We start from the raw sequence: 14,511 nt of genomic DNA, 5'->3' as shown, positions 1-14,511 counted from the left end.
GCGCGTTCACTCCTCGGTGTCCTGCACCCAACTGCGTGGATGGCCGTCGACGCGGAACTGGAAGATGAAATAGGGCGGGATGCAGGTGCCCTTGCCGGGCTTGGCCTCGGCCAGGTCTTCATAGCCGGCGGTGCAGATATAGTCCTCGCGGCAGGGATGCGTCTTGTCGCAGGCGCGCAGGCCGGCGGTCTTGGTGAATTCCCTTGTGCAATATTTGTGGTCCTTGCCGGAGCCGATGCAGTCGTTGAAGCCGGTCTTGGCGAGCCGTCCGCAACTCGCCTCGTCGGGCAGCTTGTCGCAACTGGCCTTACGCAGCATGCCGCCCGGAAAACCGCCGGTCTTCTGCTCGGGGTTGTCGTAGCGCTGGCGCGCCGCGCCGTAGCCGGCAAGCTTGATCGGCGGCTTCTTGTCCCTGGCCGGGTCGATGGCGCAGGCCTTGGCCGTCGCCGGCGAGAGGCGGCAATACTGGTCGCTGCCCCATTTCGACATCCTGATCTCGCCGAACTCGACGGGGTCGCCGACCGCGGTTCCGGCCTCGCTGACGCAGGTGCCGAAGCCCGGATGAATGGCGCTTTCGTGGACGCCGGCGCAGCGCAGGCCTTCGCCGCAGGTCCAGTCCTTGAAGGTTTCATCCGTGCCGCGATAGCAGATCGAGCCCCAGCCATTGTAGAGGTCGGTGCCTTTCAGGGCGTCGGCGAATTTCGCATCCGGACGGGCGGCGAAGCCCTTGCTGAAATCGGGATGCTCGCCGGCGGCGAACTGCTCGACGATGGCCAGGCGGCGCGGCAGGTCGGCGAAGAAGACCGCCGAGCCCGGCACGAAGACGGCGTTGCGCCGCGGCTCGCTGGCCGGATCGGCGCCGGTGTAGTGGAAGCCGGCGATGCCGTGGGTCTGGTGGCAGCCGGTGCAGCTCATCTCGTTGAGGCGCAGATTGAAGCCGGCCACCGACTTTATGGTGCGCAGCGCGTTGCCCCTGGCGACATAGTCCTTCAGCGCCTTGTCGACGGCGGCATCATCGAGCAGGCCATAGGCGATGTTGTTTTGCGAGCGCGCCATGCCGCCCGGCGCCACCGAGACGGCGCTGGTCGCCAGGAATTTATCGTCGACGATCAGCCGGCCGCGATCGAGATCGTAGATGTTGCGGTCGGTGAGCAGCCATTTGGCGAAGGCCTGCCGGTCCGCCAGCACCGTCTTGCGGTCGATCTGGTTCTCGATCCGCGATTCCTGGAAGGTGGCGGTGGCCGGATCCCATTTGAAGATCTTCAGCAGATATTCGGCGTGGCCGCCGAAATCGCGGCGGGTCGAGGCCGACAGGCGAAGCACCTGCATGTTGAGCTCGAGCCGCATGATCTGCGAGGAATTGAGCATGGCGCCCGACAGCGGGCCTTCGTCGGAGCGCAGCCAGGCCGCAAGCTGCTCGGGCGCAAGGTCCTTCCCGCCGGCCGCCAGCCAGCGCCTGGCGACGTCGGCGCAGGACCCATCGGCGGCGCGCGGGCGATCCTTGGAGGCGCGCCCCGTCGCGGCCGTCGGCTTGGCGTTGAAGACCAGGCTCATCGTCAGCGGCAGGCGCGAGGAGACCCGCTCTCCGGGCTTTTCCTCGACCGAATAGTGGAAACGGTAGATCAGCCGGATCTCGCCGCATTCGGTGTGGCCGAGATAGCCGCGATCCATGCGGTTGACGACGCCGGTGAGGTCCAGCGTCGAGCCGTTGTCGTCGATGTATTTCGGATTGAACTTCTGGCTCGTGTCCTTGGACTTGGCCAGTCCCGCGACATAGGGATCGGGACTTGCCGCGGGCTCGTCGGCGATCTCCTGCTTGACCGCATTGCGCACCGGGGTCAGCGCGCGCACCGAAAACAGGCCGCGATTGTCGACGTCGCGCGTCAGGCCGATCGCCGGGCCGAGCAGTCGGCTGATCGACAGGCCGCCGCGCTCGAGCGCCTGCAAGGTTGCGGGGTCGGTGACGGCGACGCTGGAATCGAGCGTGGCGGCAGGCGCCGCCCCAGCGCCGAAACCGGCCAATACCAGCAGAAACAGGAAACGGCCAATCGTCCGCAAGCGCCCCTCGCATCCCCTTGTCCGGCGCCATGCTACAGGCCTTGCGCCGCCCATTCCAGCGCCGGTTTGCAAGCGAAAAATGCTGTGACTTGCTGCAACCATTGGGATAATTGTTTGTTGGGTCTGATTGGCACCAGGATGCCGGCCTGGCCGTTTGGAAATTCGCATCGCGAGGAGTTGCCATGCTCTGGAGAGGCCGCCGTCAGAGTGACAATGTCGAGGACGAGCGCAGCGACACGGGTGGCGGCGGCGGATTCGGCGGCGGCAGCCCGGGCCAGTTCCGCATCCCGATCGGAGGCCGCACCGGCGGCGGCTCAAGCATCTTCATCGTCATCCTGGTTGTGCTGGCCGGCTGGTATTTCGGCTTCGATCCGTCACAGATACTGGGCGGCGGCGACAGCGGCGGCCAGATCACCGACGACAGCGGCAGCGAAGGTGGCGGCGCGGGGGCGCCGGCTTCCGACGAGATGAAGCAGTTCGTCTCGACCGTGCTTGCCGAAACCGAAGACACCTGGAAAGGCATCTTCCAGGCCAACGGCCTGACTTACGAAGATCCGAAGCTGGTGCTGTTCAGCAGCCAGATACGCTCGGCCTGCGGCTTCGCCTCGGCTGCGGCCGGACCGTTCTATTGTCCGGGTGATCACAAGGTCTACCTCGACATGACGTTCTTCCAGCAGCTCGACCAGCAGTTCGGCGCTTCCGGAGAGTTTGCCCGGGCCTATGTGATCGCGCATGAGGTCGGCCACCATGTGCAGAACCTCACCGGCATCCTGCCCAAGTTCAACAACATGCGGCAGGGGATGAGCGAGGCCGACGCCAACCACATGTCGATGCAGGTGGAACTGCAGGCCGACTGCTTCGCCGGTGTCTGGGCGCATTACACCGCGCAGAAGGGCATTTTGGAACAGGGCGACATCGAGAGCGCTCTCAATGCCGCCAAGCAGATCGGCGACGATACGCTGCAGAAGAAGATGCAGGGCTACGTGGTGCCGGAAAGCTTCAACCACGGCACATCGCAGCAGCGTCAGACCTGGCTTGCGCGTGGCTACAAGAGCGGCAAGCTCTCGGACTGCGACACGTTCAACAATCCGATCTGAGTTGGCGCATCGGGGTTCCTGCTGCGGCGATCAGCATCGGCCATCGCGGCAACTGATGTCAGGATGAGGCAGTTGCCGTCGTTCCCTCATTGTTCTTGGTGGCGGGCTCGCCTATAAGGTGCACCCGCCTTTGCTGCAAGGCGGCCGAGGAGCTTGACACCATCATGATCGACCCCAAGACCGCCAGACGGGGCCTTGCGCTCGTTTTCACGACGCTGCTGCTCGACATTATCGGCTTCGGCATCATCATGCCGGTGCTGCCGGCCTATCTGCAGGAACTGACGGGGGTCGGCGTCAGCGAAGCGGCGATCGAGGGCGGCTGGCTGTTCTTCGCCTATGCGGCGATGCAGTTCGTGTTCGCTCCCGTCATCGGCGGGTTGAGCGACCGCTTCGGACGGCGGCCGGTGCTGCTTGCCTCCGTGCTCACCTTTTCGATCGACAATCTGATCTGCGCCATCGCCTGGACCTACCCGATGCTGTTCATCGGGCGCCTGCTGGCCGGCATCTCCGGCGCCAGCTATTCGACGACCTCCGCCTTCATCGCCGACATCTCGACCGATGAGAACCGGGCGAAGAATTTCGGCCTGCTCGGCATCGCCTTCGGCGTCGGCTTCGTCATTGGCCCGGTCCTGGGCGGGCTGCTCGGCACGTTCGGGCCGCGCGTGCCGTTCTATTTTGCCGCCGGGCTTGCGTTCGTGAATTTCCTGATCGCGCTGTTCCTGCTGCCGGAGACGCTCGACGACAAGCATCGCCGCCGCTTCGAGTGGAAACGCGCCAACCCGGTCGGCACGCTCATCCAGATGCGCAACTACCACGGCATCGGCTGGATCGGCCTGGTCTTCTTCCTGATGACGCTCGGACACATGATGTACCCGGCGGTGTGGTCGTTCGTGTCCAACTATCGCTATGGCTGGAGCGAGCAACAGATCGGCTTCTCGCTCGGCGCCTTCGGACTGTGCGGGGCGATCGTAATGGCCATCGTCCTGCCGCGCGTCATCCCGAAGCTCGGCGAGTGGAGAACGGCGGCGATCGGCCTGACCTTCACCGCGCTCAGCGCCTTCGGCTATGCCTTTGCCTCGCAGGGCTGGATGATCTACGCGGTGATCGTCGTCGGCTGCCTGGAGGCACTGGCCGACCCGCCGCTGAGAAGCCTCGCCGCGGCCAAGGTGCCGCCTTCGGCGCAGGGCGAACTGCAGGGGGCGATGACGTCGATCTTCTCGATCACATCGATCATCACACCGCTGCTCTACACGGGGATCTTTTCCTGGTTCACCGGGCCGAGCGCGCCGGTCGTGTTCGGCGGCGCGCCCTATCTGCTGGGTGCGGTCTTCCTCACCCTGGCGGTGATCGTCTTCGTCACGAAAGTCGCCAAGCCGACGCCGAAGGAGGTCGAGCGCATGCACGCGCAGGAGGCCGTGACCGATCCGGCTTGAGAAGTTTGATCTGCTAGGCGCGTTCGGCCAGCGCCGGCTCGCCACGCTTCTCGCGGATGAGATTGACGAAGCGGCGGAACAGATAGTGCGAATCCTGCGGGCCGGGCGAGGCCTCGGGGTGATGCTGGACCGAGAACACCGGACGGCCGGTCAGCGCGATGCCGCAGTTCGAGCCGTCGAACAGCGAGACATGGGTCTCCTCGACGCCTTCCGGCAGCGAGTCGGCGTCGACCGCGAAACCATGGTTCATCGAGACGATCTCGACCTTGCCGGTGGTGTGGTCCTTGACCGGATGGTTGGCGCCGTGATGGCCCTGATGCATCTTGGCGGTCCTGCCGCCCAGCGCCAGCGCCAGCATCTGGTGGCCAAGGCAAATGCCGAACACCGGGATTTCGGTCTTGAGCAGGTCCTGGATCACAGGCACCGCGTAGTCGCCGGTCGCTTCCGGATCGCCGGGACCGTTGGAGAGGAAGATGCCGTCCGGCTGCATGGCGAGGATTTCCTCGGCGCCGGTCTTGGCCGGCACAACGGTGACCTTGGCACCGAGGCCGGCGAGCAGACGCAGGATGTTGCGCTTGACGCCATAGTCGATAGCAACGACGTGCAGCGACGGCTCGGCCTGCTCGCCAAAGCCTTCGTTCCAGACCCAGGGCGTCTCGCGCCACACGGAGGACTGCCCCGAGGTGACGTCCTTGGCGAGGTCGAGGCCGATCAGGCCCGACCAGGCGGCGGCGCGCCGCTTCAGATCGTCGAGGTCGAAGACGCCGTCCGGCGCATGCGCGATGACGGCATTGGGCATGCCCTTTTCGCGGATCAGCGCGGTCAGCGCGCGCGTGTCTATGCCCGAAAGCGCGACGATGCCGCGCTTCTTCAGCCATTGGTCGAGATGGCCGGCGGCGCGGTAGTTGGACGGGTTGGTGACATCGGCTTTGAACACGGCGCCGACGGCGCCGGCGCGGGCGGCCGGGTTGAGGTCCTCGATGTCCTCGTCATTGGTGCCGATATTGCCGATATGCGGGAAGGTGAAGGTGACGATCTGGCCGGCATAGGATGGGTCCGTGAGGATTTCCTGGTAGCCGGTGAGCGCGGTGTTGAAGCAGACTTCGGCGACCGCCGATCCGGTGGCGCCGAGGCCGCGACCCTCGATGACGGTGCCGTCGGCAAGCACCAAAAGCGCGGTAGGCTTCTCGGTATTCCAAGGGGCAGTCGTCGTCGCCATGGCGGCACTCCTGTAAGGCTGCGTTACAGCGGGTCCGGGACCAACTGCGCAGCAAACGGCGCGGAGCAGCGATTTCTGCGGCTTCCGCGCGTCAATTCTTCTCGCTCATGCCGTTTTCCCAAAACCGCTGTGCACTTTTGGGCGGCATGAACTCATTGTCTCATGCAGGACCGAGTACATAGGCGAAGGCGCCAAAGCGGTCAATGCGGTGGCTGGAAACCGGTCCCGATTTTGTTTCTCCAGCAATATCAGTGGTTTGCCTGGATTTGCTTTGCGCGCGGGGCAAAGCTATTGTCCGCGCCGTTCGAAGGAGAGAGCACGATGCGCGAAAAAATCGCCGAATCCCTGAAGAGCGCGATGAAGGCGCAGGACAAGCACCGCTTGCCCACTCTGCGGCTGATCCAGGCCGCCATCCACGACCGCGACATCGCCAATCGCGGCGCCGGCAAGCCGGCCGCGAGCGAAGAAGAGATCCTGCAGATCCTGGCCAAAATGGTGAAGCAGCGCGAGGAATCGGCGAAGGCTTTCGAGGACGGCAAGCGGCCGGAACTGGCCGCGCAGGAGCGTGGCGAGATGGAGATCATCCGCGGCTTCCTGCCGACGCAGCTCGACGATGCCGCCGTTACGGCTGCGGCACGTGAGGCGATCGCGGCGACGGGCGCCGCCAGCCAGAAGGACATGGGCAAGGTGATCGGCGCGCTGAAGCAGAAATATGCCGGCCAGATGGATTTCGGCAAGGCGAGCAGCATCGTCAAAGGGCTGCTGCAGTAACCTGCGCTTGCCCGCTTCACGGGTGACGCGGCCTCACGACCCCTTGCAGATCGGCAGCGGCTGCGGCGGCGGCGCCGGATGGTCCTTCTTGTACTGGGCAATGATCGGCTCGAGGGTCTTCCTCGGCCAGAATTTCGGCCTGCCGATATCCTTCAGGCAGGATGCGTTCCAGTAGGCGCCCGAAGCGGAACGGCCGCTCGCTACGGCGGCGATGTCTCGCGATTCCGGATAGATGTAGAGCGTCGTCGGGTTGCCCTTGACCATCGCGATGAGCTGCGCGGCATCGGTTGCCGACCAGCTGGTGCAGCCATTGCTGCGGCCGCCGGCATAGTCCACCAGCTTGCCGAACGGCACCATGCCGTCATGGTCGGCGTAGGAGCTGTTGGGGTTCTTGCGCAGGCACATGCCGCGCAGCACCTGGGCCGCGTGGCCGCCAATAACGCGCTGCCTGGCATTGGCGGCTTCGCCTTCGCCGTCGAACTGGATGAAGGTGCGCAGGAAAGCCGTGTCCCGTTTTGCGCCGGTGCGATAGAAGCCCTTGAATGAGGTTTTCGCCTCGCGGGTCATGTAGGCGCCGCCGGCGGTCAATTCCGAATCCATCGCATTGCCGAAGTTCCTGGCGCATCGTCTGCCGTTTGAGAAATCGACGGTGCCTTTCAGGTTGCGGCCGCCGCCGTGGCCGGACGAGATCGCGCGAAACGACTGGCTGGCTTCGCAGATGATGTAGTAGCGGCGCCCCAGCACGCCGTTGCCGAGATCGCCGGGACGCGTCGCATCCATGGCGAAGTAGCAGGGGTTGCTGACGGCGCCGGCGGCGACTTTTTTCAGGTAAAGCGCGCGCGCCCGCTCCAGAACGACTTCTGCGATCTGGCCATCGCCCTCGCCAACATGGGCCTGCAGCCAGGCCGGAATACCGGACGGTTGGAGGGCGGCGAAAGATCGAGGCGAAGCCGTCAAGGTGACGACAATGGCAAGGAGGCTGAGGATAGCCACACCCAGCGGAACAGATCTCAACCGCACCAGCTCATCCCCCGTCAACGCATTGTGTCTTGCGATGAATCACCTGGAGCCGATCATAAAAGGTCTCGCGCCAATCTGCGAAACACTTCTAGTTTAGCTGCCCACCCCAAAGCCGGAATGGCATCATGGTTGAAATCGTCAAGCCAGCGCTCGAACACCTGCCGTCCTACAAGGCGGCGCTGGAGCGCGGCTGGTCGCCGGACAATGTGCGACTTGAGGAAGCGACGCGAGAGCAGCTCGCCGCGATCGAAGAGGACCCGTTTGCGTTCCTCGCCGGTCTCGACGATCCCGAGGGCAGGGGACCGCCGATCACGCTGCCCGACGGCACGATGGTGCCGCGGCTGCCCGGCTTTCGGCGGTGGATCTGGGATGGCGAGGCCGCCGGCTCGATCGGCTTCCGCTGGCAGCCCGGTACGGCGGCGCTCCCCTCGCATGTTCTCGGTCATATCGGCTACGCGGTGGTGCCGTGGAAGCGAGGGCGTGGCTATGCGACCGAGGCGCTGCGGCTGATGCTCGACGAGGCGAGGGCGGTCGGCCTGCCCTTTGTCGAGATCACCGCCAAGCCGCAAAACCCGGCGTCGCACAAGGTGATCCTGGCCAATGGCGGCAGGTTCGTCGGCCGCTTCTTCGAGGATGCCGCCTATGGCGGCGCCGAGAGCCTGCGCTTCCGCATCGATCTATAGCAGCGACGATGGCAGCCTGACGATCTGATTCAGGAGGGCGCGGCAACGCGTTGTTTTGCCGGGTCTTCTGGCGCCGTGGCCGGGGCGTCGCTACTCGGCTGCCGCGGGCAGCGGCGGCGCCACGCGGCTGCGCCCTTCCCAGACTTGCGAGGCCACCGCCACGGCGACCGCGACCAGCATGGCCAGCGCGCCGGCCACCGGCAGGCTGCGGTAGCCGTAGCCGGCATTGAGCATGGCCGCACCCAGAGAGGCGGCGAGCGCGATGCCGACATTGAAGCCGGAGGGGATGAGCGAGGAGGCGAGATTGGAGGCGTCCGCCGTCCAGGCCAGGATGCGGGTCTGGATCGGCGCGCCGATGGCGAAGTTGAGGCCGCCCCAGATGACGATCGCAACGACCATCGGCACGGGGTAGGGGCTGACGGCATAGATGACGCCAAGCATCAGCGCCTGCAGGAACAGCATGGTGATCAGCGACGGCATCAGCTTCCAGTCGGCCAGCTTGCCGCCGAGGAAGACGCCGATGGTTGCGCCGACGCCATTGAGCAGCAGCACCCAGGGCACCAGGCTCTCATCGAGGCCGGTGACTTCGAGCAAGGTCGGGGTGATGTAGGTGAACAGGCCGAACTGGCCGATCATCAGCATCAGCATCAGGATGAGCGAGGTCCAGACCTGCTGACGTCCCAGAACGCGGACCTCGTGCGAAAGGCTGGCGGGGCTGTTCGACGAACCCGCCGTGCGGGGCAACAAAGCAAGCATGGCGGCAATTGCCGCCACGCCCAGCGCGCCCATCACCCAGAAAGTGGCGCGCCAGCCCCAGAGGTTGCCGATCGCGGTTCCGGCCGGCACGCCGATGACGTTGGAAACGGTGAGGCCGGACAGGATGACCGCCACCGCCATGCCGCGCTTGTCTTCCGGCACGAGGCCGACGGCCACCACCATGGCGACCCCGAAATAGGCGCCGTGCGCCACGGCGACTGCAATGCGCAGAAGCAGCATCGAGGTGAAGTCAGGCGCCAGCGCGCAAGCCGCCTGGCCGATGGTGAAGGCGATGGCGAGGCCTATGAGCAGGGTCTTGCGGGAGATCGTCTTGGTGGCGAGTGCCAGCAGCGGACCGCCAACGGCAATGCCGCAGGCGTAGCCGGAGACCAGGTAACCGGCAGTAGGAATGGAAACGCCGAGGCCGCCGGCGACCTGCGGCAGCACGCCGGCAATGACGAATTCCGTGGTGCCGAAGGCAAAGGCAGCGATGAACAGGGCAATGAGCGGAAGCATAGCGCGGCAAGCGATCCCAAATGAGATGGCCTCAAACCATGGATGGGCGCCGCCGGCAATGCAGAAAATGTCGATGCCGCTTTAGCTTTTCTTGACCGGCTCAATCCGGTCGGTCAGCTGCCGATGGGGCCAGGAAGGCCGTCTTCCTGCCGTAAGGGATTTTCAGCCATGCCCGTTCATGGAGATAGTAGAGCAATGACTTGGTGACGACCTCGGTGGCGCCGATGGCGGCGGCCAGCTTGACGCTGCCCGTTACCACCAGCGAGATGATCATCGTGTCGATGGTGCCGGTGGCGCGCCAGGAAAGCGCCTTGGCGAAGCTGCGTGAATGGGTGTCCATCGCCGATCATCCTCCCAGTAGACCTCACACGATCCTTAGCCGAGAGACGAGAGGATGAGCAAAGACAAATTCTGATGGGACTGAGGTGATGTCGCCGCACCCGGTATCGACCTAGCCCGCCTTCAGCCTTGAACCGCCGAGCAGGCCACGCTCTTCCAGCACCGGATAGGCCATGGAGGCGAGCAGCGAGTTGATCTGCTTCAAGTCACGGATGGTGTCGAGGTGGATCGAGCTGGTCTCGACGCTCTTGGCGGTGCCGTCGCGCAGCCGCACGAAATGGCTGGCGCTGGTTTCCTTCTCGCGGTCGCGCAGCCGGTCCTTTTCCAGCACCAGCTGGCGGGCGGCCTCGGGGTCGCGCGAGACCAGCACGTTGAAGGCAAGGCGCGCATTGGCGAGCACCGAGGCATGGAAGGCGCTGAGCTCGCGCCAGCCTTCGGGCGTGAACTCCAGCCCCCGCTCGAGCTTCTTCCTGACATGCACCAGCATGTTGCGCACGATGATGTCGCCGACCTGCTCCAGCTTGACGCAGGCGCCGATCAATTCCTGGCAGCGCAGCGCCTCGTCCTCGCTCATCGGGTTCTTGGTGACCTTGGCCAGATAGAGCTTAATCGCCGCGTGTTTCTTGTCGACGCGGTCGTCGAGCGCGGCGAGCGCCTTGATCTTGTCGGCGTCGGCGCTCTCGTAGAGCTCGATGATGCGCTTCAGCATGATCTCGACGGTCTCGCAGACCCTCACGACCTCGCGGGTAGCGTTGGCCAGCGCCTGGCTCGGCGTATCAAGCGCGCTTTCGTTGAGCGCCGATAGTTCGACGATGTCGAGCGCCGAAGCCTGCTCCGGCTTGGCGCCGAGCGCCACGATCTTCTCCGAGGCGCGATAGACGAGGCTGGCGAGCGGCAGGCCGGCGAGCAGGACGATCACATTGAAAAGGATGTGGGCGTTGACGATCTGGTCGGGGACGCTGGCGCCGAGGAAGCCGACCGGCGGCTTCAGCGTCATGAACAGGATCAGCATGACCAGCGAGCCCATGCCGCGCATCAGCAGATTGCCGACCGGCACGACGCGCACGCCAGGCTCGGCGTTGCGGGTGAGCAGCGGCGCGATGATCGAGGAGCCGAGGTTGACGCCAAGCACCAGCACGATGCCGAGCTCGGGCGGGATGAAGCCGCGGCCAGCCAGCGTCACCAGGAGCAGGACGGCCGCGATCGAGGAATGGAACAGCCAGGTGACCAGCGCGGCAAGCAGGTAGGCGGTGACGAAATCGCCGGAGAAATAGTTGACGATCATCGGCATCAGCGTGCTCTGGCGCAGCGGTTCCGAGGCCTGGCCGATCATCTCCAGCGACAGAAGCAAGAGGCCGATGCCGACCAGGATGCGGCCGGACTGGCGCCAGTCGCGCCGCTCGGTGGCCATGAACATGACGGTGCCGGCGACCAGGCATACCGGGACCAGCAGCGAGAGGTCGAAGGTGAGCAGCTTGACCACCAGCGCCGAGCCGATCTCGGCGCCGCGCACGGCCAACTGGCCGGACATGCCGGAGACGATGCCGGCGCCGGCGAAGGAGCCGACCAGCAAGGTCACGGCGGTGGAGCTCTGCAGCGCGACCGACAGGCCGCAGCCGGCCAGAACCGCCATCAGCGGATTGCGCATGGTGGCGCGCAGCCTGTGGCGCAGCGCATCGCCATAGGCGCGCTCGACGCCCGTCTTGACCATGCGGGTGGCGAACAACATCAGCGCCACGGCGCCGGCAAGATGCAGAAGGACGACGGAACCGCTCATGCGCGATCTCGCGATCCGACGGGCGCGCGCTGCGCGCGAGCCGAACCGTCGACCAGGCAATAGAGGGTGCGAATCATAGACATTTCAGAACCGAGAATACGCCGATTTACTTTAGCCGGATAATAGATTTTGACCGTCGGGCGACGGTTGGCGCACGACAGGGCGTGTCGGAAATGGATGGACGGCGATTTGGTTGCATGGCCCGCCGGCGCCGGTGGCGGCATGCCGCCGGGCGCTCCCGCTCCTATCAGTGCCATCTGACGACGACGTTGAATTAGACATTCTAAATGCAAGAAATCATTACATAATTGTAATTCTACCATTCAGTTTTGGTTCATCCCCGGCGTCCTATTGCTTGCGCATCGACAACCAAGGAGTACCCGTCATGAAACGTCTCGTTCTTTCCGCTGTCGCCGCCTCGATGCTGGCCGCCACGTGCGTCTCGGGCCAGGCCTCGCCGCTCAACGCGCCGGTCGCGCCGCAGTCGAACTACAGCCAGGTTGACTGGCAGCAGCCCGGCAAGCACGTCGACGTGAGGAAGCGCGTCATCAAGAAGAAGGTCGTGGTGAAGCGCAGCCATTGGCGCAACGGCCAAAAGTACTCCAGCTGGAAGCGGCACCAGCCGATCCGCGATTACGGCCGTTATGGCCTGCGCCGTCCGGGCCCTGGCCAGGAGTGGATCCGCGTCGGCAACGACTATGTGCTGGTCAGCATCTTCTCCGGCATCATCTTTGGTGCCATCGCCGCGCAGTAAGCCTGCCAGTACTGAGCTGCGTTTTGAAGAAGGCGGCCGGCGACGGCCGCTTTCCTTTTGCCCTGTGGAAACCGGGCATCGTCCGTATTTGGGGTCGTGCGGTCCGGCAAGCGTGCTTATATGGGCGGGAAAAGAGTTTCCCGATGCGCTTTCCGCCCGCCTTCCTCGACGAGATCCGCGACCGTGTGCCGATTTCCTCGGTCATCGGCCAGCGCGTCGCGTGGGACAGGAAGAAGACCAATGCGTCGCGCGGCGACTATTGGGCCTGCTGCCCGTTCCATGGCGAGAAGAGCCCGTCGTTCCATTGCGAAGACAAGAAGGGCCGCTACCATTGCTTCGGCTGCTCGGTGTCGGGGGACCACTTCAAGTTCCTGACCGAGCTCGACGGCATGAGCTTTCCCGAGGCGGTCGAGAAGATCGCCGACATGGCCGGCGTGCCGATGCCGGTTCGCGACGAACAGGAGGAACGGCGCGAGAAGGAACGCGCCAGCCTGACCGATGTCATGGAGATGGCGACCGCCTTCTTCCAGGAGCGGTTGCAGGGGCCGGAAGGCGCAAAGGCCCGCGCCTATCTGAGGGAGCGTGGTCTGACCTCGGCGACACAGCAGTCGTTTCGGCTGGGTTATGCGCCGGACAGCCGCAATGCGCTCAAGGAACACCTTGCGGCAAAAGGCGTGCCAAAGGCCGATATCGAGGCCTGCGGGCTGGTGCGGCATGGCGACGACATCCCGGTCTCCTACGACTGGTTCCGCGACCGCATCATGTTTCCGATCCCGGATTCGCGTGGCAAGATCATCGCCTTTGGCGGCCGGGCGCTGGCGCCCGACGCGCTCGCCAAATACATGAACTCGCCTGATACCGAGCTCTTCCACAAAGGCTATGTGCTCTACAATTTCGCCCGCGCCCGCAAGGCACTGGCCAAGGGCGGTACGGTGATCGCGGTCGAAGGCTATATGGACGTGATCGCGCTGGCGCAGGCCGGTTTCGAGAATGCCGTGGCGCCGCTCGGCACCGCGCTCACCGAGAACCAGCTGGAGCTTCTGTGGCGCATGGCGCCGGAGCCGGTGTTGTGCTTCGACGGCGACAAGGCCGGATTGAAGGCGGCATGGCGTGCCGCCGATCTTGCGCTGCCGTCGGTACAGGCCGGGCGCTCGGCGAGTTTCGCGCTGCTGCCGGAAGGCAAGGATCCCGACGATCTGGTCAAGGCCGAGGGGCCGGACGCGTTCCGCGCGGTGCTTGCCGATGCGCGGCCGCTGGTCGATCTGTTGTGGATGCGCGAGACGGCGGGTGGCGTTTTCGACACGCCGGAGCGGCGGGCGGAACTGGGAAAGACGCTGCGTGAACTGACCAGCCGCATCCGCGACGAAAGCACGCGCTATCACTACCAGCAGGAGATGCGCGAGCGCGAACAGAGCTTCTTCGGCTCGCAGCGCGGCCCGCGGCAGGGTCGTCATGATGGCGGCCGGCCAGGCGAGCGCGGCCAGGGCAAGGCGCCCGGCGGACAGTTCGCCAGGGGCGCAAGCGGCCGCATCGCCATCACCGAGAGCCTCGGACAGTCGGCGCTGGTCAAGCGCGGCGAGGGCATGTCGGTGCGCGAGGCGACGATCATCGTGGCGCTCGTCAACCACCCGCCGCTGATCGACGAGAATTTCGCCCATGTCGAATTCCTCGACCTTGCCAATGCGGATTTGAAGAAACTGCACGCCGCGATCCTCGACGCCATGGCGCATGATGCCGCCGACGAGCGCGGCGCGGTGATCGCCACGATTGAGCGGGCCGGGTGCGGCGGCATCTGGGGGCGGGCGGTGGAACTGATCAAGCGCGCGCGGCAGTGGCCGGCGCTCGAAACCGCCGCGCTCGAGGATGCCCGCGACGCCTTCAACCAGGCGCTGCACTTGCAGCGCAGCGCGCGCACCTTACATAGAGAGCTGAAACAGGCGCAGGCAGCGCTCGACGCGGATCCCTCGGACGAAAATTTCCGGCATCTGATCGAGATTCAGGCGCAATTCAACGATGTACAGGCAACGGAAGCGCTGATCGAAGGGTTTGGCGTATCCTCGGGCAGAGTCGGACGCGTATAGGGTCCAA

12 protein-coding genes are annotated in these 14,511 nt (G+C 65.0%); 6 read left to right on the top strand and 6 right to left on the bottom strand.

Going from position 1 to position 14,511, the window contains the following annotated elements:
* Window positions 1–6: 6 nt before the first annotated feature.
* Entirely contained in the window at window positions 7–2,058 is a 2,052-nt protein-coding gene (locus PU724_RS01135) for a hypothetical protein (protein WP_354419240.1), read from the bottom strand.
* 182 nt (window positions 2,059–2,240) lie between these two features.
* Here PU724_RS01135 and ypfJ point away from each other — a divergent pair, with 182 nt between their 5' ends.
* Window positions 2,241–3,155, top strand: a complete 915-nt coding sequence (ypfJ, locus tag PU724_RS01130) for a KPN_02809 family neutral zinc metallopeptidase (protein ID WP_127309539.1) — start codon at window positions 2,241–2,243, stop codon at window positions 3,153–3,155.
* A 164-nt stretch (window positions 3,156–3,319) separates the two neighbouring features.
* Complete coding sequence (locus tag PU724_RS01125; protein ID WP_354419238.1) at window positions 3,320–4,588, top strand: TCR/Tet family MFS transporter; 1,269 nt, start codon at window positions 3,320–3,322, stop codon at window positions 4,586–4,588.
* A 13-nt stretch (window positions 4,589–4,601) separates the two neighbouring features.
* Here the strand turns inward: PU724_RS01125 and carA are convergent, their stop codons facing one another.
* Window positions 4,602–5,807: a glutamine-hydrolyzing carbamoyl-phosphate synthase small subunit gene (gene carA / locus PU724_RS01120; RefSeq protein ID WP_354419236.1), complete on the bottom strand. Its 1,206-nt coding sequence runs from the start codon at window positions 5,805–5,807 to the stop codon at window positions 4,602–4,604.
* Window positions 5,808–6,128: 321 nt separating this feature from the next.
* Between carA and PU724_RS01115 the strand changes: the two genes are divergently transcribed.
* Window positions 6,129–6,578, top strand: coding sequence for a GatB/YqeY domain-containing protein (locus tag PU724_RS01115; RefSeq protein ID WP_127284896.1), 450 nt, complete (start codon window positions 6,129–6,131; stop codon window positions 6,576–6,578).
* Window positions 6,579–6,611: 33 nt separating this feature from the next.
* Here PU724_RS01115 and PU724_RS01110 read toward each other — a convergent pair whose 3' ends face one another.
* Window positions 6,612–7,598, bottom strand: a complete 987-nt coding sequence (locus tag PU724_RS01110; RefSeq protein WP_354419234.1) for a hypothetical protein — start codon at window positions 7,596–7,598, stop codon at window positions 6,612–6,614.
* A gap of 125 nt (window positions 7,599–7,723) precedes the next feature.
* Between PU724_RS01110 and PU724_RS01105 the strand changes: the two genes are divergently transcribed.
* A complete protein-coding gene (locus PU724_RS01105) occupies window positions 7,724–8,281 on the top strand; it encodes a GNAT family N-acetyltransferase (RefSeq protein ID WP_354419232.1) in 558 nt (185 codons plus the stop codon).
* 90 nt (window positions 8,282–8,371) lie between these two features.
* Here the strand turns inward: PU724_RS01105 and PU724_RS01100 are convergent, their stop codons facing one another.
* The 3 genes from PU724_RS01100 to PU724_RS01090 form a co-directional block, all read right to left on the bottom strand.
* Window positions 8,372–9,553: an MFS transporter gene (locus PU724_RS01100; protein ID WP_354419231.1), complete on the bottom strand. Its 1,182-nt coding sequence runs from the start codon at window positions 9,551–9,553 to the stop codon at window positions 8,372–8,374.
* Window positions 9,554–9,653: 100 nt separating this feature from the next.
* Entirely contained in the window at window positions 9,654–9,893 is a 240-nt protein-coding gene (locus PU724_RS01095) for a DUF2061 domain-containing protein (RefSeq protein WP_127393206.1), read from the bottom strand.
* Between the two features lie 111 nt (window positions 9,894–10,004).
* Window positions 10,005–11,669, bottom strand: coding sequence for a Na/Pi cotransporter family protein (locus tag PU724_RS01090; RefSeq protein ID WP_292350390.1), 1,665 nt, complete (start codon window positions 11,667–11,669; stop codon window positions 10,005–10,007).
* A 385-nt stretch (window positions 11,670–12,054) separates the two neighbouring features.
* Between PU724_RS01090 and PU724_RS01085 the strand changes: the two genes are divergently transcribed.
* A complete protein-coding gene (locus PU724_RS01085) occupies window positions 12,055–12,423 on the top strand; it encodes an RcnB family protein (RefSeq protein WP_320254165.1) in 369 nt (122 codons plus the stop codon).
* A 143-nt stretch (window positions 12,424–12,566) separates the two neighbouring features.
* Window positions 12,567–14,504, top strand: coding sequence for a DNA primase (dnaG, locus tag PU724_RS01080; protein WP_354419228.1), 1,938 nt, complete (start codon window positions 12,567–12,569; stop codon window positions 14,502–14,504).
* The last annotated feature ends 7 nt before the right edge of the window (window positions 14,505–14,511 follow it).

The organism is Mesorhizobium abyssinicae, assembly GCF_049887195.1.
In the GTDB taxonomy this organism is placed as follows: domain Bacteria; phylum Pseudomonadota; class Alphaproteobacteria; order Rhizobiales; family Rhizobiaceae; genus Mesorhizobium; species Mesorhizobium abyssinicae.
The sequence above is the reverse complement of the archived record's forward strand: the minus strand, read 5'-3'. Positions and strand labels throughout refer to the sequence as shown.